At 41.5% G+C, this 24,962-nt stretch carries 26 protein-coding genes and 1 CRISPR repeat array; of the genes, 18 read left to right on the top strand and 8 right to left on the bottom strand.

Annotation, left to right across the window (positions count from 1 at the left end):
- Nucleotides 1-90: 90 nt before the first annotated feature.
- The gene (locus AACU33_RS04335; RefSeq protein WP_096587204.1) at nt 91-357 is read right to left on the bottom strand and encodes a Precorrin-3B methylase; all 267 of its coding nucleotides are present in this window, start codon (nt 355-357) and stop codon (nt 91-93) included.
- Between the two features lie 181 nt (nt 358-538).
- Here AACU33_RS04335 and AACU33_RS04330 point away from each other — a divergent pair, with 181 nt between their 5' ends.
- From AACU33_RS04330 to AACU33_RS04285, 10 genes are all read left to right on the top strand, one after another.
- The gene (locus AACU33_RS04330) at nt 539-1,324 is read left to right on the top strand and encodes a hypothetical protein (RefSeq protein ID WP_096587203.1); all 786 of its coding nucleotides are present in this window, start codon (nt 539-541) and stop codon (nt 1,322-1,324) included.
- 57 nt (nt 1,325-1,381) lie between these two features.
- Nucleotides 1,382-3,220: a LuxR C-terminal-related transcriptional regulator gene (locus AACU33_RS04325; RefSeq protein WP_339375759.1), complete on the top strand. Its 1,839-nt coding sequence runs from the start codon at nt 1,382-1,384 to the stop codon at nt 3,218-3,220.
- A gap of 118 nt (nt 3,221-3,338) precedes the next feature.
- Entirely contained in the window at nt 3,339-3,962 is a 624-nt protein-coding gene (locus AACU33_RS04320; RefSeq protein ID WP_096587202.1) for a type 1 glutamine amidotransferase family protein, read from the top strand.
- Between the two features lie 15 nt (nt 3,963-3,977).
- Nucleotides 3,978-4,322 carry a DUF3703 domain-containing protein gene (locus AACU33_RS04315; RefSeq protein ID WP_096587201.1) on the top strand — a complete coding sequence of 115 codons (345 nt, stop codon included), beginning with the start codon at nt 3,978-3,980 and terminating at the stop codon, nt 4,320-4,322.
- 115 nt (nt 4,323-4,437) lie between these two features.
- Complete coding sequence (locus tag AACU33_RS04310) at nt 4,438-5,121, top strand: class I SAM-dependent methyltransferase (protein ID WP_096587200.1); 684 nt, start codon at nt 4,438-4,440, stop codon at nt 5,119-5,121.
- Between the two features lie 2 nt (nt 5,122-5,123).
- Nucleotides 5,124-5,588: an anthrone oxygenase family protein gene (locus AACU33_RS04305; protein WP_096587199.1), complete on the top strand. Its 465-nt coding sequence runs from the start codon at nt 5,124-5,126 to the stop codon at nt 5,586-5,588.
- Between the two features lie 80 nt (nt 5,589-5,668).
- Nucleotides 5,669-6,160 (top strand): carboxymuconolactone decarboxylase family protein, encoded by a 492-nt coding sequence (locus AACU33_RS04300; RefSeq protein WP_339375758.1) that lies wholly within the window; start codon nt 5,669-5,671, stop codon nt 6,158-6,160.
- 64 nt (nt 6,161-6,224) lie between these two features.
- Nucleotides 6,225-6,515, top strand: coding sequence for a hypothetical protein (locus tag AACU33_RS04295; protein ID WP_096587198.1), 291 nt, complete (start codon nt 6,225-6,227; stop codon nt 6,513-6,515).
- Nucleotides 6,512-7,453 (top strand): RNA polymerase sigma-70 factor, encoded by a 942-nt coding sequence (locus AACU33_RS04290; protein ID WP_096587197.1) that lies wholly within the window; start codon nt 6,512-6,514, stop codon nt 7,451-7,453. The genes AACU33_RS04295 and AACU33_RS04290 overlap by 4 nt, the downstream gene beginning before the upstream one ends.
- A gap of 51 nt (nt 7,454-7,504) precedes the next feature.
- Nucleotides 7,505-8,158 (top strand): methyltransferase family protein, encoded by a 654-nt coding sequence (locus AACU33_RS04285; protein WP_339375757.1) that lies wholly within the window; start codon nt 7,505-7,507, stop codon nt 8,156-8,158.
- Nucleotides 8,159-8,242: 84 nt separating this feature from the next.
- Nucleotides 8,243-8,881: direct repeats of the CRISPR family, unit length 37 nt; unit sequence GTTTCAATCCCCTTGCGGGGTAATAATTCGTGGAAAC.
- Between the two features lie 456 nt (nt 8,882-9,337).
- On the opposite strand, the gene AACU33_RS04280 is transcribed toward AACU33_RS04285, so the two are convergent.
- The 3 genes from AACU33_RS04280 to nagA form a co-directional block, all read right to left on the bottom strand.
- Nucleotides 9,338-9,883 carry a GNAT family N-acetyltransferase gene (locus tag AACU33_RS04280; protein ID WP_096587195.1) on the bottom strand — a complete coding sequence of 182 codons (546 nt, stop codon included), beginning with the start codon at nt 9,881-9,883 and terminating at the stop codon, nt 9,338-9,340.
- A gap of 268 nt (nt 9,884-10,151) precedes the next feature.
- Entirely contained in the window at nt 10,152-10,364 is a 213-nt protein-coding gene (locus tag AACU33_RS04275) for a hypothetical protein (protein WP_096587194.1), read from the bottom strand.
- A gap of 450 nt (nt 10,365-10,814) precedes the next feature.
- Nucleotides 10,815-11,990 (bottom strand): N-acetylglucosamine-6-phosphate deacetylase, encoded by a 1,176-nt coding sequence (gene nagA / locus AACU33_RS04270; protein WP_096595127.1) that lies wholly within the window; start codon nt 11,988-11,990, stop codon nt 10,815-10,817.
- 79 nt (nt 11,991-12,069) lie between these two features.
- On the opposite strand from nagA, the gene purE reads away from it, so the two are divergent.
- The 5 genes from purE to AACU33_RS04245 all read left to right on the top strand — a co-directional run bounded on the left by purE (nt 12,070) and on the right by AACU33_RS04245 (nt 18,644).
- Nucleotides 12,070-12,588 (top strand): 5-(carboxyamino)imidazole ribonucleotide mutase, encoded by a 519-nt coding sequence (gene purE, locus AACU33_RS04265; RefSeq protein WP_096587193.1) that lies wholly within the window; start codon nt 12,070-12,072, stop codon nt 12,586-12,588.
- A 785-nt stretch (nt 12,589-13,373) separates the two neighbouring features.
- Nucleotides 13,374-14,972 (top strand): ammonium transporter, encoded by a 1,599-nt coding sequence (locus AACU33_RS04260; protein ID WP_096587192.1) that lies wholly within the window; start codon nt 13,374-13,376, stop codon nt 14,970-14,972.
- A gap of 135 nt (nt 14,973-15,107) precedes the next feature.
- Nucleotides 15,108-15,431 (top strand): YnfA family protein, encoded by a 324-nt coding sequence (locus AACU33_RS04255; RefSeq protein ID WP_096587191.1) that lies wholly within the window; start codon nt 15,108-15,110, stop codon nt 15,429-15,431.
- 465 nt (nt 15,432-15,896) lie between these two features.
- Nucleotides 15,897-17,285, top strand: a complete 1,389-nt coding sequence (locus tag AACU33_RS04250) for an ammonium transporter (RefSeq protein ID WP_445291746.1) — start codon at nt 15,897-15,899, stop codon at nt 17,283-17,285.
- A 429-nt stretch (nt 17,286-17,714) separates the two neighbouring features.
- A complete protein-coding gene (locus tag AACU33_RS04245) occupies nt 17,715-18,644 on the top strand; it encodes a carbohydrate ABC transporter permease (RefSeq protein WP_096587189.1) in 930 nt (309 codons plus the stop codon).
- 95 nt (nt 18,645-18,739) lie between these two features.
- Here AACU33_RS04245 and AACU33_RS04240 read toward each other — a convergent pair whose 3' ends face one another.
- The gene (locus AACU33_RS04240; RefSeq protein WP_096587188.1) at nt 18,740-19,528 is read right to left on the bottom strand and encodes a hypothetical protein; all 789 of its coding nucleotides are present in this window, start codon (nt 19,526-19,528) and stop codon (nt 18,740-18,742) included.
- A 482-nt stretch (nt 19,529-20,010) separates the two neighbouring features.
- Between AACU33_RS04240 and AACU33_RS04235 the strand changes: the two genes are divergently transcribed.
- Nucleotides 20,011-20,289 (top strand): Calvin cycle protein CP12, encoded by a 279-nt coding sequence (locus AACU33_RS04235; protein ID WP_096587186.1) that lies wholly within the window; start codon nt 20,011-20,013, stop codon nt 20,287-20,289.
- Here the strand turns inward: AACU33_RS04235 and AACU33_RS04230 are convergent.
- Nucleotides 20,286-21,104 (bottom strand): TlyA family rRNA (cytidine-2'-O)-methyltransferase, encoded by an 819-nt coding sequence (locus AACU33_RS04230; protein WP_096595126.1) that lies wholly within the window; start codon nt 21,102-21,104, stop codon nt 20,286-20,288. The genes AACU33_RS04235 and AACU33_RS04230 overlap by 4 nt on opposite strands.
- Before the next feature lie 174 nt (nt 21,105-21,278).
- Between AACU33_RS04230 and AACU33_RS04225 the strand changes: the two genes are divergently transcribed.
- Nucleotides 21,279-21,758 carry a hypothetical protein gene (locus tag AACU33_RS04225; RefSeq protein WP_096587185.1) on the top strand — a complete coding sequence of 160 codons (480 nt, stop codon included), beginning with the start codon at nt 21,279-21,281 and terminating at the stop codon, nt 21,756-21,758.
- Between the two features lie 303 nt (nt 21,759-22,061).
- On the opposite strand, the gene apcB is transcribed toward AACU33_RS04225, so the two are convergent.
- Complete coding sequence (gene apcB, locus AACU33_RS04220) at nt 22,062-22,571, bottom strand: allophycocyanin subunit beta (RefSeq protein WP_096587184.1); 510 nt, start codon at nt 22,569-22,571, stop codon at nt 22,062-22,064.
- 356 nt (nt 22,572-22,927) lie between these two features.
- On the opposite strand from apcB, the gene glnA reads away from it, so the two are divergent.
- The gene (glnA, locus tag AACU33_RS04215; protein ID WP_096587183.1) at nt 22,928-24,343 is read left to right on the top strand and encodes a type I glutamate--ammonia ligase; all 1,416 of its coding nucleotides are present in this window, start codon (nt 22,928-22,930) and stop codon (nt 24,341-24,343) included.
- Between the two features lie 250 nt (nt 24,344-24,593).
- Here the strand turns inward: glnA and AACU33_RS04210 are convergent, their stop codons facing one another.
- A complete protein-coding gene (locus AACU33_RS04210) occupies nt 24,594-24,794 on the bottom strand; it encodes a hypothetical protein (RefSeq protein WP_096587182.1) in 201 nt (66 codons plus the stop codon).
- Nucleotides 24,795-24,962: the final 168 nt, after the last annotated feature.

Genomic DNA, 24,962 nt, shown 5'->3' with positions numbered 1-24,962 from the left:
AATCCTCATGAATAAATTCAGGGTATTGAATATTCAAGAGTTTTCAACTATTGAAAATGAGAACTTAGAACTAAGAAAACCAAAATCTGCTTATTTCGATTTTCTTGCTGATTTGGGTGGTGTTCGATGTGCGCCAAAATATTTTTCACTGCGATAGCGTAGCCATACCCGTAAAACTTGCGGTATCTGCTGTTTTTCTTCCTTAGTCAATGTGTTGTAAAGGGCTAATGCGCGATCGCGCTCACCCCGACAAGCAGCATTGTTATGAGCATCCCAATAGCTGCGGGCTACTCGAATTCGACGACACACTTCTTTAATCAAGGCTTCTCCTGTGAGTGGAGTGTCTTGCTTTGCCATACTTCGATACCATTAATTACTAATGCGATCGTAGCGGATCGTTCTTTCTGCTTTCTACAATCTACCTCTTCAGTAATTTCTCAAATTGTCCACTTACTTTACTGAAGTGATAGCTCTATGAAGAGAAAACGGTTTATTCGTTACCCTGAAAATAGGGATTTGTGCAGATGTTCAATTTGATATGGTTAGCCCCCTGTTAGTAACCAAGTTGCATCTTCCATCGTCACGTTCGCCTTTGGTGCAGCGGAAACGTTTGTGGGAGAAATTAGATTGGGGATTAACCAGCAGGCTGATTCTAATTTCGGCTGCGGCTGGCTTTGGTAAAACAACTGTGCTGAGTGAATGGGCGCATCAAACTCAAGCATTTGTAAGTTGGCTCTCTTTGGATGAACAAGATAACGATCCCACGCGCTTTTGGACATATATTATTGCCGCTTTGCAGCAGAATATTCAGGATATTGGAGAAGCTACGCTGGCGATGTTGCGATCGAGCGAACCTTTTCCATTTGAGGTATTTTTAACACCTTTAATCAATGAATTAGCGCAACTAGAAACAGCATTAATTCTCGTTTTGGATGATTATCATCTAATTACAACTCCCGAAATTCATGACTCACTGACTTTTTTTCTGGAGCATTTACCAACACAGATTCATTTGGCGATCGCAACTCGTGTCGATCCACCGCTACCTTTAGCCAGATTGCGCGTCCGCAGTCAGTTAACCGAACTGCGGGCAGAAGACTTACGCTTCACTGATGAAGAAGCTGTAACATTCTGGCATCAGAGCGTGTCACAGCCGTTAACAGACGCTCAGATAGCAACCCTACAAACGCAAACTGAAGGCTGGGTTGCTGGGTTACAACTAGCTATGCTTTCTCTACGTGATAGTATTTCTCACGACGTATTCATTAACTCCTTTGGAGGGAATAAGCGCTATATCTTAGATTATCTAGTCGAGGAAGTTTGACAACGGCAATCATCGCCCCTGCAATTATTTCTCCTGCGAACTTCTATCCTTGGGCAGATGTCTGGCTCCCTGTGTGAAGCAGTTGTGGGAGAAGATGGAATGAATGGAGCCGAGATTTTAGAGCAATTAGAACGTCAAAACTTATTTGTAATTACACTAGACGCTAACCACACCTGGTATCGCTATCACCATCTATTTGCTGAGTCATTGCGTCACATTCTGCACCGGATAGAACCGGATGGCGGCGGGAAGTATCATTATCGTGCTGCCCAATGGTACGAACAGCAGGGATATATTACAGAAGCCATTCAACACGCCATTTCAGCAAAAGCGTTTGAGTATGCAGCCAGTTTAATTGAGCAAGAAGTTCAAACAAAAGAAAACCCTCGAATTGATGCACTCTTTTTGCGAAATGTCCTGAACGAATTACCCGCACAACTAACTGATAGTCGTCCCTGGTTACTTGTAGCCAAAGCTTGGGCAGCGTTCACCTCTTCCCAATTTCCAGATGCGATCGCGATCGTTCAAACTCTGGAACGATTACTCAATCAAGGCATTGATCCCACTGAAAACAGCGATCGCCTTTGGGGTTTAGTTGTCGCACTCAAAGGAATGCAAGCCCGTCAGCAAGGAAATACAGCAGAATCAGTTGCATTCATGGAAAAAGCCTTGCATTTATTGCCGTCAGACAATTCTTGGTTGCGATCGCTAATTCTTCTCAATCTGGGCGTCACTTATTTTGTTGGCGATAATTATCAGGGAGCAAAGCAATTACTTAAAGAAGTTAGCTACATTGGCAAGGTACGAGGCACAGCCGATCCGGCGATCGCTGGGCTTTATTTACAAGCACAGTTTCTCGCATTACGAGGAAAACTAGATGATGCAACTTCCCTGTGCCAGCAAGGTTTAGAACTAGCAACGGAACGCCGTTGGTTAGCAACCTATGCCGGAGTACTGGTGCAAGTAGCCTTGGCTGATTTATTAAGAGAGCAAAATCAATTAGCAGATGCGGCACAACATCTAACTCAAAGCATCGAGCGTGCTATCCAGAATCAGCAACCTGGATTGATGATGGGCTATATTACACTGGCACGAGTACGCCAAGCGCAAGGAGACTTTCCGGCGGCGTGGGCGGCGATTCATGGAGCTGAACACTGTCAATTGTGGGTTTGGCCTACCATCCTGGCAGTAGAAGCCTGTAAGGTGAGATTGTATTTGGCAGCAGGAAATTTAGATGCCGCGATCGCTTGGGTAGAGAAAAGTAATCTGAGTGTAGAGGGTAAACTGCGCTACAGCATCACTGAACAGTATCCGACTGTTTCCGAACTCAATTACTTAACCTATGCCAGATTGCTGCTGGCTTACGGTCAATTACAAGATGCTCTGGGATTGCTGAAGCGACTGTATAAATTTGCTCAGGCAGGTGGGCGAACTATCCGCATGATGGAAACTTTGCTGTTACAGGCGTTGGTTTTGCAGGCTCAAGGAGATAGGGAAGAATCTGTCAATTACCTGAATCAAGCCCTAAATATTCCTCACCAAGGGAATTACATTCGTCTGTTTTTGGATGAAGGAAAACCAATGGCAGAGTTATTGCAACAGGCTGTCTCCAAGAATATTCATTCCTCGGAAGTGAATCGTTTGTTAGCTGCATTTGGTTCACTTGCGCCCAAGAAATCTACTTTAATCCCAGCTTTGATTGAGCAATTAACTGACCGCGAGCTAGAAGTACTGAATTATCTAGCAACCGGAATGTCAAATCAAGCGATCGCAGACCAACTATTTGTAAGTTTGGCGGCAGTCAAATGGCACGCCCGTAATATCTACGGCAAGTTAGAAGTAAAAAATCGCACTCAAGCTGTGACAAAAGCCAGAGAATTACGGCTTTTATCCTAGCAGCAATCACAACTCCAAGACCTATCCTTTCGGCTAGTGAACGAATCACGGCATTTAGATAAGCTGGGGGAAATGGGGCTTTTGGTAACGAAAGAATCCACTTCCCCATGTGCGGTGTATGGAAAAGCAAATCGTTCATTTATTCATATTTAATACCCTTGCTGATTGGGAAATTGGTTTTGCTGTTGCGGGAATCAACAACCCAGCATTTCAAAAACATCCCGGACGTTATCGCATTCAAACTGTTGGCTTAGATGCTGAACCTGTGACAACGATTGGGGGTGTGACGATTCTACCGGATATCACCCTCGACGAACTAAACTCAAGTGCCATGCTGATTCTGCCAGGGGGGGAAGTATGGAATGCAGGCAAAAATGCTGAAATCTTAGAAACAGTAAAAGCGTTATTAGTTTCAGGTATCCCAATTGCAGCGATTTGTGGCGCGACAGCAGGGTTAGCGCGTGCTGGCATCTTGGATGACAAACCCCACACCAGCAATGCTTCAGAGTATTTGCAAGCCACAAACTATCGCGGAGCAGCCTTTTATCAAAATCAACCTGCGGTGACTGCTGGCGATGTCATTACCGCTAACTCAACAGCACCGTTGGAATTTGCTTACCACATCTTCAAAAAGCTTGATATTTACGATACCCCAATTTTGGAAGCCTGGTATGCACTTTTTAAGACAGGTGATGCTTCCTATTATTTCACCTTGCAAAAATTGAGAAGCCCATCAACTTAATAGTTGGAGGATAAAATGAAAGCGATTTTATATGAACATTTCCACGCAGAACTTGACAAAGCGAAGAAATTTATTGCAGAGCAAGACTTTGAATCAGCATGGATAGCTCTACAACGCGCTCATATTCTAGGACAAACTGATGCGATCGCTCATGTAATTGCCCATTGGAATATGCTGAAGCTGGCTTGGAAACAAAGAGATTTTAAGGAGATTGCTGGGCAATTACTGCCAACATTTCTGGCAATTCCCTTAACACTTTTGTATGGAAAAAAGAGATATCTCAGAGGAGGTAAAGCCAATGTTAATAACTCAGAAAAAATGACTATCCCAGAAGATATTCAACAAATTTTAAGCCAGTAATTTTGCGGCTTGAACTCCTGCAAAAACTATTCTTTTAACTATCCATTCGGTCAGGGATGAATTTGAACTTCCAAGCGATTGTGAAAGTACAGTCATACATCAATGAGGTTTCACAATGGAATGGACGATTGGATGGTGGCAAATCTCAGTTCAACGAATTTATCCCACGAACGCGCAACTGTCTCAAACCTATAATCAAGCTGCTTCTTGGTGGCATCAGCATCTTCAGTTTCTGGGTTATAGCCATGCTTATAGAGAATTATGGCGATCGCTAAAAAACTCCAATATCCTGCCTTTGGGACAAGACAAGTTAACTATTTGTGATTGCGGTATTGGCACAGCAGCTTTTAGTCTGGCATTTGCTCAAATCATTAACCCGAAAACGCAGATTACAGGAGTAGATATTTCATCGCAGATGCTTCAGAAAGCAGATCAAAAACTTTCTGTGGCAAATGTTCCTCATCGCATTTGTCAAAGTGATGTTAATACTTTGCCATTTGCAGATCGTTCCTTCGATGGTGTCATCTGTGCCCACACGCTTGAACACTTGCCCGATCCGATACAAGGCTTACAGGAAATGGTTAGAGTTCTGCGTCCAGGCGCACCATTAATTCTTGTCGTTACTCAGTCTGGACTACTAGGTTGGTTAATTCAGTGGTATTGGGGAAATCGATGTTTCAACCGGGAGGAACTATCAAAACTCATACACGAAGTTGGGCTAACTCAGCTTCAGTTTGTGCCGTTTCCGGTTGGGCTAGCTCGTTTCACCAGCATTGCTTGTATTGGCTTTAAGAGGTAACTATGTTTCTAAAAATCTGGCGTTTGCTGACACTTATCCTCGTGGCGCTATTCATGGGGTTAGAGTTTGCCCATACTTTAGAACTACCTGCCAAAATGCAGTATGACGGGGCACTGTATGTAACGATTCAGAATAGTTTGTACCGCTATTTTGGTGCGCCAGGGCCAGGGGCGTTTATTACTGTAGGTGCAGTTCTGTGGGCGATCGCACTCACAGTTCTAGTGAGAAAACACAAATCGGCTTTTTGGTGGACATTAGCGGGTACATTGTGTTTAGCGATCGCTTTTCCTCTGATCTATTTTCTACGGATTGAGCCTGTCAATGTCGCGATCGAACAGGCAAATGCAGGTTCACTACCAACCGATTGGCAACAGTTAAGGAACCAGTGGGAATATGCCCATGCTACAAACTTTGGTTTGAGTTTAGCTGGCTTCAGTGCGATCGCAATGTCTATCCTAGATGGCTAATTTTATTTTTTCATCTGTCACAACCAGTAACCCTAATTCGTCTAATAAGCGAATACCTAATTTTAGGAAGAGGTTGAAAGATGCAAAGCCGAATGGAACTTAAAGTTGAATCCGCTGCTTACCGAGCGATGGTTCAACTAGAACGGTATGTCAGAAGTAGTGGCATTAACCCAACGCTACTGGAACTAATTAAAATTCGCGCATCACAAATCAATGGCTGTGCGTATTGTATCGATATGCATACCAAAGATGCCAGACTCAATGGTGAAACAGAGCAACGAATCTACGCCCTCAATGCTTGGCGAGAAACACCATTTTTTACAGATGAGGAACGGGCAGTTTTGGCGTTCACAGAAGCTGTCACCTCGATTGCGACTCATCAAGTTACTGATGAAATTTACAACGAAGTCAGCCGTTATTTTACTCCCGACGAAGTTGCTAATTTACTAATGGCGATCGTGACGATCAATAGCTGGAATCGTATTGCCATTACGACTCGAATGCTTCCGGGTAGCTATGAGCCAGGAGCATTGCAGCACAAGAAAGGTGTTGCTGAAAAACTTTCTGTGTAGACAATTGGGGAGAGTCAAAACGTTGATTGTACTCTCCCAATATTTCTGAATATATTGTTAATTTGTGAGAGGGAACTATGCGATCGCTCCAATTGCAGCCTTGATTTTATTTTGGACACAATTTCAACAGGCTGGTAGCTGGTTGTTGCTGATTTCAATGGCTAGTGCCATGCTATTTGGTCTCTATCATCATTTCATTGCGATTGGAAGCGATCGCATCTTTGAAATTCCGTTTGCAGCTTGGGGTGTGCTTTTCCACATTACAGCGATTTTTCTATTGCTAACCGAAGGAATCGGATGTGCAATTGGCGCTTGGGCATTAAGCACTCTCCGTCGAAGAGAGCAGTTTTTATGAGCGATCTCGAAACCTTTAACCAGCATCGTTCTTTATTATTTGCGATCGCCTACCGTATGTTAGGAACTGTTACCGATGCTGAAGACATGGTGCAAGAAACCTTCCTCCGTTGGCACCAAACAGCCCAAACAACAGTAAAATCTGCCAAAACCTATCTGGCAACCATTACCACCCGCCTCTGTATCGATCGTTTGCGTTCAGCCCACGTGCAACGAGAAAAGTACGTTGGGACGTGGCTACCAGAACCAATCGTGACTCAACAAACTGCCGATCCCGTTGATCAGTTAGAATTGGCAGATTCGCTTTCAATGGCGTTTTTAGTCGTTCTAGAACGCTTATCGCCGATTGAACGAGCTGTATTTCTCCTGCGAGAAGTGTTTGATTATGACTACGATGAAATTGCCCAGATAGTAGGGAAGAGTCAGGCTAACTGCCGTCAAATCTTCAAGCGATCGCGCCAGCATATTAGCGATCGCCGCCCCCGCTTTCCTGTCTCTGATCGGCAACAGGAGGAAATCACAGCGCAATTTGTGAAAGCTTCCACCCAAGGCAATTTACAAGGTTTGCTAGCACTTCTGGCAAAAGATGTTACTTATTGGTCTGATGGTGGTGGAAAGGTTGTCGCAGCTCTCAAACCGTTACAAGGAGCGATGAAAGTAGGCAAATTTCTGCTGGCACTTCGCAGTAAATGGCTTTCAACATCGATTAGTCAAATCGCTGGAATCAATGGGCAACCTGGCATCATCTTGTTTGTCAACGATCGCATTCACAGTGTGACAACCTTTGAAATTTTCGATGGCTACATTCAATCTGTCTACACGATCAGGAATCCAGACAAGTTGAAGCGAATCGCTGAAAAGCTGAATTGCCAATCTGAGATGAATCCAAAACCGATGTCCTCAAATGCGCAAAATAATTTCACTGATTTAGCGACATAAATACATATAAGTGAAGCAATTATGTTTATTTTCAAGATTTTGAGCGCGCTCATGTGGAATATCATTATCTTTGGCGGTTTACTATTCTTGCCAGCCTGGACGTTGAATTGGTGGCGTGCTTGGGTATTGCTCGGTGTTGTCGTTATTGGCACTTTGGCAACGATGATTGGTGTTTTCCGAGAAGATGACGAATTATTAAAGGAACGCCTCAAACCACCCATTCAAGAAGAACAACCCCTAGCTGACAAAATTCTTGCCAACCTACTGATCCTGACATTCCTAGGTTTAATTGCTTTCATTCCCCTGGATGTGTTCCGACTTCATTTGTTTGCTGAACCGAGTGCGTTCGCTTCAGTACTAGGATTGCTCATGTTTATCATTGGTTGGTTGATTATCTCCCTATCCTTTAAAGTAAATACCTTTGCGGCAACTGCGGTAAAACATCAGGCAGACCGACAACAAAGGGTGATTGATACAGGAGTTTACAGCGTTGTGCGGCATCCCATGTATGCAGGAGCAGTTTTGACGATGGTTGGTATGTCCCTATGGTTAGAATCCTACGCGGCGGCTCTGCTAGCGATCGTTCCAATTATGACGCTGGTTATACGGATTCAATTTGAGGAGCAATTTTTGAAGCAAGAACTAAAAGGCTATGATACCTATACAGAAAAAGTTAGGTATAAACTATTACCCTATATTTGGTAAAACAAATTATGATGATGTCCGGCTAATTACCCCGTGGGAACTATGATTTTCAATCATTGCGGCATCAGCGATCGCCTAGTGTGTATTTCAATCCCCTTGCGGGGTAATAATTCGTGGAAACCCTCCAGGTAATGAAAGATGTCTCCGAGGGGATGTTTAGGTTTCAATCCCCTTGCGGGGTAATAATTCGTGGAAACTTCTACCGAAAAAATAGGTAACTTTTAGGCGATCGCGTTTCAATCCCCTTGCGGGGTAATAATTCGTGGAAACTAACGGGACAGTCCCTGCGGACGTCCAGACCGCCGTTGACAACACGTTTCAATCCCCTTGCGGGGTAATAATTCGTGGAAACCAAATAAAAGTGACTTTTAAACGTCAGACGTATTAGTTTCAATCCCCTTGCGGGGTAATAATTCGTGGAAACTTACTAAACCTGGTGGTGTTGCTGAACGAATTATCAAGTTTCAATCCCCTTGCGGGGTAATAATTCGTGGAAACCAAAGTTGCAAAATAAAATGATACTTGAATCAGTTCAATGTTTCAATCCCCTTGCGGGGTAATAATTCGTGGAAACGCTACCACCAGGCGATCGCCCAACTCAAAACCAGAGGAATGTTTCAATCCCCTTGCGGGGTAATAATTCGTGGAAACCAAAGCGATCGCTGTTGAAATATCAAAAGTTAAATGTTTCAATCCCCTTGCGGGGTAATAATTCGTGGAAACTGCTCGGTATTGAAACTCAACCAGAGCAAGCTTTCTGGGAAGAGGTTTGACAGATCGAAAATTTTAATCATTTTCAGCCTACCTTATTGCAAATTATTTGCATTTCCCCAAATTTTTGAAACGCTGGAATTATTTACTTATCAAGGTTCTGGCGATTTTGGCAGATACCCTAGGGTTTTCGCCCTCACTTCGACTTGCCAAACATCAAGTTGTTAAATTCATCATAAAGCTACTGCCAGGTCTTGTCGAGTTTTTATCAAAAATTATGTAGTTTTTCTTAGTGCTAGTGGCTACCAATGACGATTTTACTGGAAAAACTGTTTAGCATAGCTTTCTATAATCTCGCGTATCTCCACTATATCCCCTGAAGCTATATATATAGAAGATCCCTAATTGCGTGTGTTTTTCCTATTACCGCGCAACACTGAGTAGCGATCATGAATTTACGTAGAATATTTAACTATCAGCACCGAGCCAAGGGCCAATTGGTTTATCGGGTAGTTCTTGACTATGCACCTTTTGCTGATATATTTGGAAGCCTCGTGCTTGGTAGTTTGCTAGTGCATGAGGGCTATCTAAACTGCAAGTATGTACCCAAACTCGTTTTGCTCTCATCTCCCAAGCCCTTTTAACTCCTACACTTAGTAAGTGCCCTCCTAGTCTTTGCCCAGTAAATTGCGGTAAGATTCCAAAATAAGCAACTTCCACATTATCTTCTGGCTGCTTTTCTAGTTCGATGTACCCTGCTGGTGTACCGGAAATATAAGCAACCCAAGTTTCCACCTCTTTCCGATTCAAGTAATTTTGCCAACGCTCGTAATTCCAACTCAGGCGATCGCTCCAGAAGTAGTTACCTCCAACACTACTGTAGAGAAATCGGCTAAATTCGGGTGAAGGAATTTTTGCTTGCTCAATTCTCAATTCATAGTTACCTGGATCTGATGGATGCAGATACTTGGGATCGAGCATTTCTAAATACCAAGTCTTGACTTCAACTAACATGATTCTACACTCAGTCGTTTCACTGGAGTATATGCTCGAATCGGCTGCAAAATCCAGTTTAAACTGTAATTTAAATCGTTAGTCTTTCTATAAATTTAATCAGTATTCATGTAGGAAATTGAGAAATAATCTCTAGTCCAGAGTTGAGCAAAGCTCATAACCTTAACCATAAATAGTATATAGAGTTTAGGTGAAAAAGAAAATTGCATTTTTGTACACTTGACTCCAAAATTAACCTGTTTGAAATAATTTCGACTGATGAAAAAAATTAATTCTTAAAAGCATTGGGGTTTAAATCAACAGGAAACACTAACGTTTCGCCAGCCACCTCATGCTTAGTTCGTTGATAAATTTCGATTGCTTTTGACAAACGACAATACTTAATCGGTATCCATTGCCCATCGCTAAAGTAATATATTACAACTCGGTGATTTAGGTATTGTTCTAAAGGAAGTGGAACATTCCAGTTTGAAATCAACATCTATGTCTTGAGTAGTATATTTTTCAGCATTAAAGGATCGACATTTTAATCGATTATCATCCTATTGGAATAAACTAATTATTCTGTACTGTCTTTAGTTAGGTTCCTCTATACTCCAAAAGTTATAAGCGCAAAAAATAGTCAATATCAATTTAGAAATTAGTAAGCAGTTCGCGCCTTAGAATCAAAATTGATTCAATAAAACTTAGAAAGACCGCGAATTTTTACGTAATTTTTGAGAGAGTCTGATACTGGAAAATATTAAAAAAACTAAAATATTGTTGAAATTACGTTGTTCTGAATTTCTTTGTTAATTTGTTGAAAAAGTCGGAGAGAAGCTAAATCCTCTCTATTCAAAGCCAAGGATTTAGTATTAATGTCGAGAACGAATATTTGGAAGCGATCGCAGTTAATACTGGCGCGATCGCTTAAAACTAGTATGCTTCAACATTAACTAAATAATCGTTGCCAAGTTAGTTCTTTTGTAACTTCATCCCAATGCCAGCGTAATAAATTAGCGGGTTGATTGGGAGATATCCCTGGTAATGCGATCGCTTTTCTGGGTGCATCAGTAGCTAAAGCGATCGCTCTTTCTACATCACAAATTCCCCACTTCACTAAATTCTGCACGCCAACCAATAAAGGTAAGGTCGTCCCAGATAAAGTGCCATCAAGTAGCCGCGCTGTGCCGTTTTTCACTTCTATTTGCCGACTATCCCAAGGATACACACCATCAGGTAGTCCTAGAGGTGCCAGCGCATCGCTGACGAGAAACAGTCCTTCGCTAGCACGCAGCAGAATTTGCAGCATTGTCGGTGCAACGTGCTGTCCATCAGCAATAAAACCACACATTACACGCGGATGAGTAATTGCTGCGCCTAATAACCCTGGTTCGCGGTGATGCAGTGGTGGCATAGCATTAAAGGCGTGCGTTACCATTGTGGCACCCAGTTCAAAGGCACGCTGTGCTTGGTTCGCCGTGGCTTGAGAATGCCCTAAACTGACTGTGATGCCTAAAGAACGCAAATAAGGGATGACTTCATCAGTAGGATCTAACTCTGGTGCTATGGTGATGACTTTCACAATCTGGGCATAATCACCCAAAACCTGCTTAACTCGCTCAATAGTTAAGGGTAAGAGGTATTCTGCTGGATGTGCGCCGCGTTTTTGAGCATTTAAAAATGGCCCTTCTAGATGTACGCCGAGAATTTGGGCACCTGCTTTTTGACTTTGAATAAAATCAGCGATCGCAGCTAGCGATCGCTGTATATTTTCTATTGAAGTTGTCACTAAGGTGGGTAAAAATCCATCTACCCCCACATCCCATAAAAATTGGGAGATTTTAGGCAATAAATGAGAGTTATCTGCTTGCAATTCGGGAAATGCTAAACCTAACGCACCATTAATCTGTAAATCAACACCACCCAAGGAAATCCAATCACCTGCAACATCCAACACTTGTAAGTCTGGGTCAGGAACTCGCTTGAACACAGTACCCATTGGCAGAATTTGCTCGATCGTACCCTGTTGATTAATTAAGAGCATCTGCAAGCCTTTGTAACCTGGGATGCGGGCATTAATAATATCTACATTTGTGGCTGTGGCGCTTGGTGTTGCTTTAGTCATCACATTGGCGGGAAAATAGCTAAATCTGATTTTAGATACAACAGTCAGTAATAATCCAAAATCCAAAATCTAAAATTCTATGGCTCCCCTTGTCGGTATTATTATGGGCAGCGATTCTGACTTGCCCACGATGAAAGATGCGATCGCAGTTTGTGACGAGTTTGGTATTGAACACGAAGTGGCGATCGTTTCTGCTCATCGTACTCCAGAACGCATGGTGCAATATGCCCAACAAGCACACCAACGTGGCATTAAGGTAATTATCGCTGGTGCTGGTGGTGCTGCTCATCTTCCGGGAATGGTAGCTTCTTTAACCCCACTTCCTGTAATCGGTGTGCCTGTAGCTACCCGTAACTTACAAGGCGTAGATTCCTTGTATTCAATTGTACAAATGCCTGGTGGTATCCCTGTAGCAACTGTGGCTATAGGTAATGCTAAAAATGCTGGTCTGTTAGCGGTACAAATCCTGGCTACTCACCAACCAGAATTACTAGAGAAAGTACAACAATACCGTAAAAGTTTATCTGAATCAGTAATGGCAAAGCAAGCAAAACTTGAACAATTGGGCTACGAAGAATATTTAAAACTTGAATTATAATCTTGTCACAGAACTGAGATTTAATTGCAATTCGCTTCTGTTATTAAGTTAAATATTTATCTCGTAATAATACTGCTTACTAGCTGTTATTAATTATGCAATGTAAACATTGAAACATATATCTGCGCAGCCTGGTTTTATTAATGTTTTGTAGGAAAAATTAATAATTTTTTGATTTTGGCTCTAGATGTCAGGAATTGCTGATATGTAGAGAATTCAGTTTACTGAATTGAAACATTTAGAGGCTAATGTCAGCGGTTAAACAAACAAATCGTATATTCTGATACAGAATTATGATTTTGGTAACATAGACAATCAATCAAATTTATTAATGTGTTCATCAAGAATTTGTCTAAGGGGATGCATATATAGTTATCCCCTTAGAGCAGCTTTTATGAGTTCAAAACACCAATTTTGTAACTTGCAAAATTGTGTTATGGAGATGTATCTCTACTCTCTACCGTGTTTTTAACTTTGTAATGGGGAATGATAGACGATCGCAAAAGCATCATGGTTAAAAGTTAAAGATTCAGTGAACACGATCGAACTGTTTGCCAAGCTAAATAATAATTTTTTCTGAAGAGTTACCTCAAAGTTTGCCAAAATATTTACAAAAGTAGCAACAGTTTCTTAAACTTTTATTTAGGTTATTTGCTTTTCTGCTAGGCAAATAAATTGCCTAAACAATCAATATCAAAAACGACTTGATTAACATTCAAGCGTTAGTTTTGTCTACTTAGATATTGAACCATTAATAATGGTTTAGGAGTAAAATGTTCAGATTCATGCACAAACAGAAATTAAGAACAAAAAATAGGCGTAGGTCTGTAAAGGCTTACTCTAAAACTCCGCAATCTAAATCAAAAATTCAGCTACTCAGTGTAGCAATTAAACGACTATCTCCGAATTGGCAAGCCTCTTTAGCTTTAGCAACTCTGATTGTCTTCGGATGGGGCTATGCAGCATTTGCCCAAGCTCCAGCCGCCGGGCCAACAACAGCGGAACTCAAAGTTGCTATTGATACCTTATGGGTAGCGATCGCCGCCTTTTTAGTATTTTTCATGAACGCTGGTTTTTGTATGTTAGAAACCGGCTTCTGTCGTCAAAAAAATGCTGTTAACGTTCTAGCCAAAAACTTAATTGTATTTGCCCTATCTACATTAGCTTTCTGGGCAATTGGTTTTGCATTCATGTTTGGCGATGGTAATGATTTCATTGGACTTAATGGCTTCTTCCTCGGAGGAGCAGATAACAGTCCCGCTACTGGAGATGCCTACAAAGGTATTTTTAGCGCTCTCAATTGGACAGGAGTGCCATTAGCAGCTAAGTTCTTATTTCAATTAGTTTTTGCAGGAACAGCCGCCACAATTGTTTCTGGTGCAGTTGCAGAACGAATTAAGTTTATTGACTTCTTAATTTTCAGTCTCTTACTCGTAGGTATTGCCTACCCAATTACCGGACACTGGATTTGGGGTGCTGGCTGGCTGGCTGATATGGGTTTTTGGGATTTTGCTGGTTCTACGGTAGTTCACTCAGTTGGCGGCTGGGCAGCTTTGATGGGAGCAGCATTTCTCGGGCCACGCATCGGTAAATATCAGGATAAGCAAGTTGTAGCTTTACCCGGCCACAACATGAGTATTGCTACCTTAGGTTGTTTAATTCTGTGGTTGGGTTGGTTTGGTTTCAACCCCGGTTCAGTCATGGCTGCTGACCCAAATGCGATCGCTCATATTGCTTTAACAACCAACATGGCAGGAGCAGTTGGTGGGATTGCGGCGACAATTGCAGCTTGGCTGTACTTGGGCAAACCAGACCTATCGATGATTATCAACGGTATTTTGGCTGGCTTGGTTGGCGTGACTGCGTCTTGTGCTTACATCAACATTGGTAGTTCTGTAATCATTGGCTTAGTTGCCGGAATACTGGTAGTTTTCTCTGTCCCTTTCTTTGACAAACTCGGTATCGATGACCCAGTAGGAGCAACATCGGTTCACCTAGTTTGTGGTGTCTGGGGAACTCTAGCCGTTGGTTTGTTCGCTGTTGGGCCTGGTGGCTATCCTTGGCTGGTTGACTTAGCAGGTAAACCAATAGGGCCACATGGCTTATTCTTCGGTGGTGGCTTCGGAACCCTAATTCCTCAAATAGTTGGCATTCTCTCTGTAGGTGGTATCACTGTACTTCTGAGCAGTATTTTTTGGCTGGTACTGAAAGCTACTTTAGGTATCAGAGTCTCTAGCCAAGAAGAATTAGAAGGTTTGGATATTGGCGAACACGGTATGGAAGCCTACAGCGGATTTATCACAGAAACTAGTTCAGATGGATTTTCTCAAGGTTATAGTTCTGGAGACATTCCACAAGCTCGTGATTTACCAAATACCCTTTAAGCTCGCTTCACATTTTTCCTTTTTTAAATTACGAGTCTGTTGATTTTATTAGATAAAAATCCACCCCTGTGATTTTTATACTCACACAGGTGGTGAGATTTTTATTTTCACTTTCCCAACTCAGAAATTGAACCAATGATGAAGTCCTTGTTTTATTTTTTCTGGGCAGGTTTATTTGAAATCGGAGGTGGTTACTTAATATGGTTATGGTTACGCGAAAATAAGTCTATTTGGTGGGGAATCGGGGGTGGAATAGCTTTAGCTATATATGGCATGATAGCTACTCTCCAACCTGCGAATTTTGGGAGAGTGTATGCTGCTTATGGTGGTGTATTTATTATTATGGCCATGCTTTGGGGATGGAAGATAGACGGTGTAGCCCCAGACAAATACGACTTAATAGGAGTTGGTTTAAGCTTGGTTAGTGTTCTCGTAATTATGTATGCACGCAGAATGTAAGCAAGGCTGATTTTTAGGAGATTGTATCGCATAACGATAACTTTGCTAACCTTGAGTCTAGCAGTCGTTAGGTGTTAAGGAGAAATAAAAATTATGATATCAATGAGCAACTTCGCTGTTAAACCTAATGAGAATTTTTCCGATTTATTAAAATCATACTAGTGAGTTAGTTTGTAATACTAACTAGCCAATACCATAAAAAGACAAATTTTTTATAACTTTTAAACAAAATTATATTAATCGAATCTAAAAAATGTAATTATTGCATCTTTATATAATCATTCAAATATTTGTCATATGCTATTAGTATTATATTTTTATAAACCTTTCTAAATAACTAATGTTGAATAGCTGCTCGGACAAAAAGTGTATCAAAAAATACTCTAATGTCTGAACAAGAAACTCAACAATGTTGGTGTTCGGGGACAAAAAGAAGTGTTGAAGAAAGTTGTAATGATTGGGGCTATGACCCTATTGCTTTTGGGAGGCCCGTTGATGGGCAATGCTTTAGCCCAAGCGGCCGCTACTCCTCCGCCTACTGCCGATACTGGAGATACAGCATTTATGCTGATTTCAGCAGCACTGGTTCTGCTGATGACACCAGGATTAGCATTTTTCTATGGTGGGTTTGTGCGATCGCGCAACGTCCTAAACACATTGATGATGAGCTTTGTGTTGATGGCGATTGTAGGAGTTACCTGGATTCTTTGGGGTTATAGCCTTTCCTTTTCACCAGGAACGCCTTTCATCGGTGGCTTGCAGTGGTTAGGGTTGAATGGTGTGGGTTTGGAGGTGACTGATTATCTTAAAGGCTCTAACCCACCTGAGGTTGTTTCCTATGCTGGGACGATTCCTCACCAAGCATTCATGATCTATCAAGCCATGTTTGCGATTATCACCCCAGCATTAATATCCGGAGCAATAGTTGAACGGATTAGTTTTCGAGCCTATGCTCTTTTTGTTTTGCTGTGGTCAACATTTATTTATACACCTCTAGCTCACATGGTATGGGCAAAAGGCGGATTTTTGGGCTTGTATGGTGGTTTGGGTGCCCTTGACTTTGCTGGTGGTACAGTAGTTCACATCAGTTCTGGTGTTTCTGCCCTCGTAGCAGCGATTGTTCTTGGCCCTCGCAAAAACCATCCCGATCGTCTCAGTCCGCCACACAATGTTCCTTTCATTTTGCTAGGTGCTGGCTTACTCTGGTTTGGCTGGTTTGGCTTCAATGCTGGAAGTGCCTTATCTGTTTCTGGTGGTACTTCCGGGAACATCGTCACAAATATTGCCACCACAGCCTTTGTAGCCACTAATACAGCAGCAGCAGCAGCAGCTTTGATGTGGCTCATTTTGGAAGCAGTTTTACGCGGTAAACCAACAGCCGTAGGTGCAGCTACAGGAGCCGTGGCTGGCTTAGTAGGAATTACCCCAGCTGCTGGGTTTGTCACCCCCCTATCAGCAATTTTGATTGGCTTCATCACCGCTTTTGTTTGCTTCTATGCGGTGAGTTTCAAGCACAAGCTACAAGTTGACGATGCTTTAGATACTTACCCCGTACATGGCGTTGGTGGTACGGTGGGCGCTATTCTAACGGCAATCTTTGCTACTACACAAGTCAACTCAGGCGGTAAAGATGGCGTGTTGCGGGGTAATTTGGGCGAACTAGGGGTCGAGCTAGCCGCCATTGTGATTGCCTATATCATTGCAGCCGTTGGTACTTGGATCATTCTCAAGATTATTGATGCTACAGTCGGTCTGCGCGTCAAGGAAGAAACTGAATACCAAGGTCTGGATATTAACGAACACGGGGAAGAAGGTTATAACTCCGAGTTTAGCGATCGCATTAACGTTCCTTAGGAATTAGACATTTTGACCATCAATCTCCCCTCCAAGTCCTGTGGACTATGAAGTGCGAGCAATGGTATCTCAATAAAATCATGCCCTCTGAGTGTTCGCCTCATATATCAGGCAATCTTCAGAGGGCAGTTGCTTTTTTACAAGATTAATTATGCTACTGTGCTGACAGTACGCTTGCAAGTGCGAACATCTATATAATCTCAGGGTGAAGAGGTGGGAGAATATTAGTTTTATTGTTCAAATTGAGAATTTACACCAAGTTTGAATTAAAGATAGTATCTGTCATTACGACCGTAGGAAAGCAATCTCATTAATTCTGAGGTACTACAACAGACTGCAACTTAGTATTAAATAAAACTCAACAGTAACGTTTAAACAGATTTATATTAAAGTTCGTCAACTAACTATTGAAACCTCAAACATACTTTTATGAATCAATTGTCCTCTAAAAACTGGATGTTGATTAGACACCAACTAACTCCTTATTTATTCTTGCTACCGGCCTTAATAATTTTGTGCTTAACTGTCTTTTGGCCTGCGTTGCAAGCATTTTATCTTAGTTTTACAAGCTATGAGGATCTTGCTCAACCACCACAATGGATAGGTATTACTAACTTCCTCAAGCTTTGGCAAGATGCAGTTTTTTGGCAAACTTTGACAAATACTTTTTTATATCTTGTAGGAGTAGTGCCAATTCTTGTAATTGCTCCTTTAGCTTTGGCAATTTTAGTCAATCAGAAATTAGGGGGAATGAATTGGTTTAGAGCCGCCTATTATACGCCAGTAGTCATTTCAATGGTAGTTGCAGGAATAGCTTGGAAATGGCTATATGCAGAAAATGGCTTACTAAATCAGTTGTTTAAAGCTGTGGGTATATTTCCTGAAGGAATTCCCTGGCTAACTAGCCCCAGTAAAATTTTGGGTATTGTGCCTATTTCTTTAGCAAGTGTTATGGCTGTGACTGTGTGGAAAGGCCTAGGCTATTACATGGTAATTTACTTAGCAGGATTACAATCAATTCCCGCTGATGTGTATGAAGCCGCAGCAATTGACGGTTCAGATGGTATCCGCAAACATTGGGATATTACTATACCTTTAATGAGGCCTTATTTAGCTCTAGTAGCAGTTATTTCAGCAATTTCAGCTACTAAAGTCTTTGAAGAAGTCTACATTATGACCCAAGGCGGCCCGCTTAATAGCTCAAAAACCATAGTTTACTATTTGTATGAACAAGCATTTAGTAACGTGGAATTTAGTTATGCTTGCACAATTGGGCTAGTATTATTTTTAATAATTTTGGGTCTGTCAGTTGTGCGATTAGTTATCGATCGTCAAGGCAATGATAACATCACAATTTAAATATGTCCCCAACAGTTCAGATTCCCAACTTTTCTAAAAAGTTGGGAATCTTGTAGCGAATCAAAATTCACAAGCTTTGGGCTAAATACCTGTGCTCAATTAATTACGCTGAAGACACTTTGAATAGCTTTAACCCGTCTTCTTTGATCTAACGCTATACAAGACCAGCGCCAGCTTTCTGACATCAAAGGATAAGTCTGCAAGCGACTTTGATAATAGGTGTTATTTGGGTTTGCACAAATACCAAACAATCCTCTATAAACACCCCTATTCATATCTATGTTACCTGCTGACAATTCTCCTGATTCATCCCGAAAAGCCTCTACCCTTGCCCACAAAATAGCTTCATGGCCTTGCAATCCCCGATTGAGTGCAGCGCGATAAGCAGCGGGAAAAGCATCGCTAACTCTAGGAGATGCTTGATTCCATAAATCAGTTGCATTTACAAATGCTTCTAAATAGTGTTCGGGATTTAGCCCTACATGCTTCATTCTTTGGATTAGGCGAGGAATACGGCTTTGCGTGCGTTTTAGACATCCAGCATCCGCATTTGCCAAATTAGAACCACCTCTTCCTTGATCCGAACACCAACCTCTATTTATCAAGCCATTACCCGGATCGATATTTTGAAAATAATTCTGGGTTTTCTTGCCATTAATCTCGCAATTTCCTTCAGCTACGCAAATAGCAAGTACTCCAACAGAAGAATTATTGGCGAATAGAGAGTCGAGTCTTCTAGAATATGAAGCGCTAATTTCTGAGATAGACTCTACACTACTAGAAACTAGTTTGATAGTAGGTGCGCTAATTACAAAAGCACTAACAATGGTTAAAAATAGGGTGCTGAGTAAATCCCAAAACATCCCTAATAACGGACGGTTCATTCTGACATTAATTACCTATCTGAACAATAAATAAAAGATTAATTTTTTGGCATCCACCTCTATTTGTGAAGAAAGGTTAAGAGTTACGAACACACTACTTATAAACAAAAAAATTTGCTGAAACAACAGTGGCAAACTAGAGAAAAATGTAAAATTTAAAAGGAAAATTTTTGTTGTACGGAGTCTGCTAAATAATCCAAACTCTACAGTTAATTCAGTAGCTAGTGCAGAAATAATTACTTGAGAAATCCACAATTTTTCCTATGCCGCAGGTAGGAGTAGATTTATGCCTATTGTGTGTTGTATGTTGTATTTTTTATAGTTATTTCCTGCTATTTGAGTATGCTAATTTCAGGAAATATTGAACAAGATGATTTTATTAAGGTAAATTTTTCTCAGATTTGTCAGAATAGAATTTACCTGCAAAAGTACCTTTTGCAAGGAGTCTGATTCTTATCTCACTACACAAAGGTAAAAGTATCATGCAGACAACTTTAGAAGTAGTTCAGGCTGCTGTTAATGCTGACCAGAATGGTACGAAAACTCTTGAACAAGCCATCACAGAAGCTATTACTGAAGCGCGTACAACCTGCGATCGCAACGGTAATAATTCTGCTAATTGTGCTGTAGCATGGGAAATTGTGGAAGAATTGCAAGCCGAAAAAGCTCATCAACAGCAGGCTAAAAAACGCAAAACTGATTTAGAAAGATACTGCGAGCAAAATCCCGAAGCAGTTGAGTGCTTGATATACGATGTTTAATTTTCTCGTAAATCAGCGATCGCTGATTTAGTAACGTGCTGAATTGCTTCTAAACTAGGCGATGGTGCTTCGCTATCCATTCTCAACCATAAAAGATATTCGATATTTCCCGCAGGCCCGGTAATTGGCGACCAAGTTAAACCTTGGTATTTCCAACTTAATGCTTCAGCCGCTTGCAATACCTGGAAAATCGCGTCTGCGTGGTCGTTTGGGTCGCGCACCACGCCTTTTTTACCTACACGGGATTTGCCAACTTCAAACTGTGGTTTGACTAATAATACTGCTTCGCGAGGCGGTTGGGTGAGTTGCCACAACGCAGGCAAGATTTTAGTTAAGGAAATAAACGAAACATCTACCACTGCTAAATCGGGAATTGGAGCGGCTTCACCATACAATTGCTGTGGTTGTAGTTGGCGTAAGTTGGTACGTTCCCGCAAAATCACCCGTGAATCATTGCGCAAGCGCCAGTCAACTTGCCCATAACCGACATCAATACCATAAACTTGTTTAGCTCCAGCTTGTAGGAGACAATCGGTAAAGCCACCTGTAGAAATCCCACCATCTAGACAAATCCGCCCTTCCACAGGAATTGCAAAGATTTCCAAAGCTTTGACAAGTTTCTCTCCACCTCTAGAAACAAAGCGCGATCGCTCTTTAATCTGAATTTGAGATGTAATATCAACTTCTGTACCAGGTTTATCAATAACCTGTTGATTAACGCTAACTTCCCCCGCCTGGATGAGTCGCTGTGCTAAGGCGCGAGAAGCACATAAATTTCTTTCTACTAAGAGTGTATCGAGTCGTTGTTTAGCCAAGTGAACTATATAAGCGTGAGCATTTTCTATTGTGCCGGATTTAAGTGTCAATCTATCTATCGCCATCGTTTTTGTAATTGGCGTGAGTTAACCGCTTCCTAAATTTTGCCAAAATTAGCTCTGGCAGTAGAAATGTAAATATAATTACAAAAGTTCATATATTAGGAACAGAACATGGCTAAAACAACTTCTTTTGCGATTCTTGCACCTGTTCCAGAGATGCACTTATTGTCTGCATTGGAAACAATGGAAAAGCTAGACAGTGAATTAAGCGATGAAACTATCAAAGTAGCTTTTGGTAGCATGGCTTTTGAAGTATTTCGCAAAGCTGATGAATTACGTGCAGGTAAAGAAGTAGAAGTATTAATTTATGCTTCCGATTGTATAGATCAACCGTTAAATTCGGAAGCCTCTTGGCAAGGTTTGTATATTGGTCATACAAATTCTCGTAATGGCAGATATCCGGGTAAATCTAAGTTTCGTCCAGCATCTACTGCAACTGACAAGCCTACTTGGGCAATTTTTTGGGAATTACAAGAGTTGAAGCGGCTAAAAACTCCTATTGCCATAGCTTCTCTCAAAGCTTTAGGTAAAAAGACTAACTATACTTCTCGATTCATTCCTGAAGGCCCTTTACTCATCGAATATTACTAATTTTTTCGCTCTGATTTGATTATGAACTTTTGAGGAAAGTTTGTAACTTTAAGTAACCTCAAAAGTCATGTTCAAGATTATTTAATTTTTAGCATAATTGCTTATTGACAAAAAAATATTATTTAGCGATCGCTTAAAACTTGATAATAGTAAAGAAAAATTTCTAAGTATGAAGTATGTTTTATTTTGTGTTGACTTTGCATTTATATAGTGGATTAAAAAAAAGCGATCGCCTTTGCAAAAGTTTTTTGAGCGATCGCCTTTGATATTTTTAAAGGGTGGACATTTGCCCGCCCTTTATATCTAGATATCTGTCTCGCTCAATTCACGAGTGATATGGTCAAATGGTTCATCAACAAAGGCGGTATTAGCTACGCCCGCTGCTACAACTTGTTCCTTGACAATTTCCTTCATAATTTGCACGCCACGAACTGTTGGGCCAATAGGAACTCCTAAAGAATTGTATGTTTCCCGCAACCCTTGTAGCACTCGCTCATCTAATACATTGTTGTTGCCAGCAACTAACGCGTATGTAGCATAGCGCAGGTAGTAATCCATATCCCGCAGACAAGCTGCATAACGGCGAGTTGTATAAGCATTTCCACCAGGACGAATCAACTCTGGCAGTTCTTCAAATAATTTAGCACCAGCCTGCTTGACAATTGCAGCAGCATTGGAATTTATTGTTGCCGCAGCTTTGACTCTAGCGGTACCACTTTCAAAGTAGGATTTAAGGCTGTCGAGCGCATTCCGGTCAAAATACCGTCCAGCTACGTCATAATTCTTAATTAAAGTTGTTACTGCATCGCGCATTCTGGTTTCTCCCAATCATTACTATCTATGGTTTGATATTTATTTGGCTGTTGTCATTCACAGTCATTTTTGTGCCAATTACAATATAGGTTTCGGCACAAAACAATCTATCCGCTACTTAAGGATTCTATGCCAAAGTTGCCCCCTATGAGATGATATGTTTGAGTTTTGTACAGATGTTAGGGAAAGGTTAAATAACCTGTAAACTGGAAATTCTGTAGCAAAAACTACAAATTTTGTTAATCTCCTATCCTTAGGATATTCCAGGTGTGTCACAATTGGGTTCATCTCAGCAGGGTCAGCAAGCTTTGAAGATTCTAAATTGAGTTTATTTAATTGGCAGAGAAGGAGTAACAATGACAACCCCACAAGAAGTCTTGAAATTGATTCAAGACCAAAAAATTCAGATGATTGATCTGAAATTCATCGATACACCAGGGACATGGCAGCACCTCACCGTGTACTACAACCAAATCGATGAAAGTTCATTCACTGATGGCGTACCCTTCGACGGTTCCAGTATCCGGGGTTGGAAAGGTATCGAAGAATCGGACATGACAATGGTTCTCGATCCAAACACTGCCTGGATCGATCCATTCATGAAAGAGCCAACACTAAGTATAATTTGTAGCATTAAAGAACCACGTACAGGCGAATGGTATAACCGTTGTCCCCGCGTGATTGCCCAAAAAGCCGTAGACTACTTAGTTTCAACTGGTATTGGTGACACAGCGTTCTTAGGGCCAGAAGCTGAGTTCTTTATCTTTGATGATGCGCGTTTTGACCAAACCGCCAACGCAGGTTACTACTACGTAGACTCCGTAGAAGGTCGTTGGAATTCTGGTAAAGATGAAGGCCCCAACCTAGCTTACAAACCACGCTTTAAAGAAGGCTACTTCCCAGTTGCACCCACCGATACTTTCCAAGATATCCGTACAGAAATGCTGCTGACGATGGCAGCCTGCGGCGTACCCATTGAAAAACAACACCACGAAGTTGCCACCGGTGGTCAGTGCGAACTGGGTTTCCGCTTTGGTAAGTTAGTCGAAGCTGCTGACTGGTTGATGACTTACAAATATGTCATCAAGAACGTTGCTAAGAAATATGGCAAAACCGTCACCTTCATGCCCAAGCCATTGTTTGGTGATAACGGTTCTGGGATGCATACTCACCAGTCTATTTGGAAAGATGGTAAGCCTCTATTTGCAGGCGATAAGTATGCTGGTTTGAGTGAAACAGCGCTGTATTACATTGGTGGTATTCTCAAACACGCACCAGCGTTATTGGCAATCACTAACCCCACAACTAACTCATACAAGCGCTTAGTACCTGGTTATGAAGCACCAGTGAACTTGGCTTACTCCCAAGGGAACCGTTCGGCTTCTGTGCGCATTCCTCTGTCTGGCACTAACCCCAAAGCCAAGCGTTTAGAGTTCCGTTGTCCAGATGCTACCTCTAACCCCTATCTAGCATTTGCGGCGATGCTTTGTGCTGGTATTGATGGTATTAAGAACAAAATCGATCCCGGCGAACCTCTAGATAGAAACATCTATGAACTTTCTCCAGAAGAACTAGCTAAAGTTCCTTCCACCCCCGGTTCTCTAGAATTGGCGTTGGAAGCACTGGAAAACGATCATGCGTTCTTAACTGAAACTGGCGTATTTTCAGAAGACTTTATCCAAAATTGGATTGAGTACAAGCTAGTTAACGAAGTTAAGCAGCTACAACTACGTCCTCATCCCTACGAGTTTTATCTGTATTACGATTGCTAATTGCAAAAATCAGAAAGTAGACAGCAAAAGGTAAAAAAGTTGATGAGATAAGTTTTTCACCTTTTCCGCTGGAAATTTCTTGCTGCTAATTTTAAAGCCACCTCAAGGGTGGCTTTTTTTTAGAGTTAATAATTCTCAGGATGCAAAACCCCCTTTAAATTCAAGGGGGCGTTTATGAAGGTTGAGACACCTGATTTACCATTCATGGTGTATTATGTTCTCCTTCAACTCAGCTAAAAACGCTTGCAGCCTAACTCATACCTGCATGGCTGCTGCCATAAAGTGTCCGCGCATCCTGATCTACTTTTCCTTGAATGGGGTTCCAGTAGTGGGACATTTCTTCAGGAAGACCGAGTTCTTGTGCGCTACGCATCAGCATCGATTGTTGACGCTTCTTGACTTCTTGATATTGACGCGCCATGATTGCACGAGATTTTTCTTGAATAGACATAACTGAGTCCTCCCTAATTTTTTACTTATAGTTGATTGATTTAATCTCCTCTCTATTTAATATAGCAAACAATTCTGTAACCAATGTTACAAAATGAGGTTTTGTCATAAAACTTAATCAAAAGCTGTGGTCTAGTGTGGAAAAAATACGAAAAAACTCATTTTCTAT

Origin of the sequence: Calothrix sp. NIES-2098 (genome assembly GCF_963875125.1) — a bacterium.
Taxonomy (GTDB): domain Bacteria; phylum Cyanobacteriota; class Cyanobacteriia; order Cyanobacteriales; family Nostocaceae; genus Aulosira.
Note: the sequence above shows the minus strand (reverse complement) of the source record. Positions and strands in the feature narration are given on the sequence as shown.

What these genes read in the sequence shown, in the direction of transcription:
- AACU33_RS04275 (WP_096587194.1), bottom strand. Translation starts at nt 10,364, where the DNA reads ATGTTGATTTCAAACTGGAATGTTCCACTTCCTTTAGAACAATACCTA.
- purE (WP_096587193.1), top strand. Translation starts at nt 12,070, where the DNA reads ATGGCTCCCCTTGTCGGTATTATTATGGGCAGCGATTCTGACTTGCCC.
- AACU33_RS04250 (WP_445291746.1), top strand. Translation starts at nt 15,897, where the DNA reads ATGACCCTATTGCTTTTGGGAGGCCCGTTGATGGGCAATGCTTTAGCC.
- AACU33_RS04255 (WP_096587191.1), top strand. Translation starts at nt 15,108, where the DNA reads ATGATGAAGTCCTTGTTTTATTTTTTCTGGGCAGGTTTATTTGAAATC.
- AACU33_RS04325 (WP_339375759.1), top strand. Translation starts at nt 1,382, where the DNA reads ATGTCTGGCTCCCTGTGTGAAGCAGTTGTGGGAGAAGATGGAATGAAT.
- AACU33_RS04260 (WP_096587192.1), top strand. Translation starts at nt 13,374, where the DNA reads ATGCACAAACAGAAATTAAGAACAAAAAATAGGCGTAGGTCTGTAAAG.
- AACU33_RS04210 (WP_096587182.1), bottom strand. Translation starts at nt 24,794, where the DNA reads ATGTCTATTCAAGAAAAATCTCGTGCAATCATGGCGCGTCAATATCAA.
- AACU33_RS04300 (WP_339375758.1), top strand. Translation starts at nt 5,669, where the DNA reads ATGCAAAGCCGAATGGAACTTAAAGTTGAATCCGCTGCTTACCGAGCG.
- AACU33_RS04330 (WP_096587203.1), top strand. Translation starts at nt 539, where the DNA reads ATGGTTAGCCCCCTGTTAGTAACCAAGTTGCATCTTCCATCGTCACGT.
- AACU33_RS04290 (WP_096587197.1), top strand. Translation starts at nt 6,512, where the DNA reads ATGAGCGATCTCGAAACCTTTAACCAGCATCGTTCTTTATTATTTGCG.
- AACU33_RS04285 (WP_339375757.1), top strand. Translation starts at nt 7,505, where the DNA reads ATGTGGAATATCATTATCTTTGGCGGTTTACTATTCTTGCCAGCCTGG.
- AACU33_RS04310 (WP_096587200.1), top strand. Translation starts at nt 4,438, where the DNA reads ATGGAATGGACGATTGGATGGTGGCAAATCTCAGTTCAACGAATTTAT.
- AACU33_RS04280 (WP_096587195.1), bottom strand. Translation starts at nt 9,883, where the DNA reads ATGTTAGTTGAAGTCAAGACTTGGTATTTAGAAATGCTCGATCCCAAG.
- AACU33_RS04235 (WP_096587186.1), top strand. Translation starts at nt 20,011, where the DNA reads ATGCAGACAACTTTAGAAGTAGTTCAGGCTGCTGTTAATGCTGACCAG.
- AACU33_RS04335 (WP_096587204.1), bottom strand. Translation starts at nt 357, where the DNA reads ATGGCAAAGCAAGACACTCCACTCACAGGAGAAGCCTTGATTAAAGAA.
- AACU33_RS04225 (WP_096587185.1), top strand. Translation starts at nt 21,279, where the DNA reads ATGGCTAAAACAACTTCTTTTGCGATTCTTGCACCTGTTCCAGAGATG.
- apcB (WP_096587184.1), bottom strand. Translation starts at nt 22,571, where the DNA reads ATGCGCGATGCAGTAACAACTTTAATTAAGAATTATGACGTAGCTGGA.
- glnA (WP_096587183.1), top strand. Translation starts at nt 22,928, where the DNA reads ATGACAACCCCACAAGAAGTCTTGAAATTGATTCAAGACCAAAAAATT.
- AACU33_RS04305 (WP_096587199.1), top strand. Translation starts at nt 5,124, where the DNA reads ATGTTTCTAAAAATCTGGCGTTTGCTGACACTTATCCTCGTGGCGCTA.
- AACU33_RS04315 (WP_096587201.1), top strand. Translation starts at nt 3,978, where the DNA reads ATGAAAGCGATTTTATATGAACATTTCCACGCAGAACTTGACAAAGCG.
- nagA (WP_096595127.1), bottom strand. Translation starts at nt 11,990, where the DNA reads ATGACTAAAGCAACACCAAGCGCCACAGCCACAAATGTAGATATTATT.
- AACU33_RS04320 (WP_096587202.1), top strand. Translation starts at nt 3,339, where the DNA reads ATGGAAAAGCAAATCGTTCATTTATTCATATTTAATACCCTTGCTGAT.
- AACU33_RS04240 (WP_096587188.1), bottom strand. Translation starts at nt 19,528, where the DNA reads ATGAACCGTCCGTTATTAGGGATGTTTTGGGATTTACTCAGCACCCTA.
- AACU33_RS04245 (WP_096587189.1), top strand. Translation starts at nt 17,715, where the DNA reads ATGAATCAATTGTCCTCTAAAAACTGGATGTTGATTAGACACCAACTA.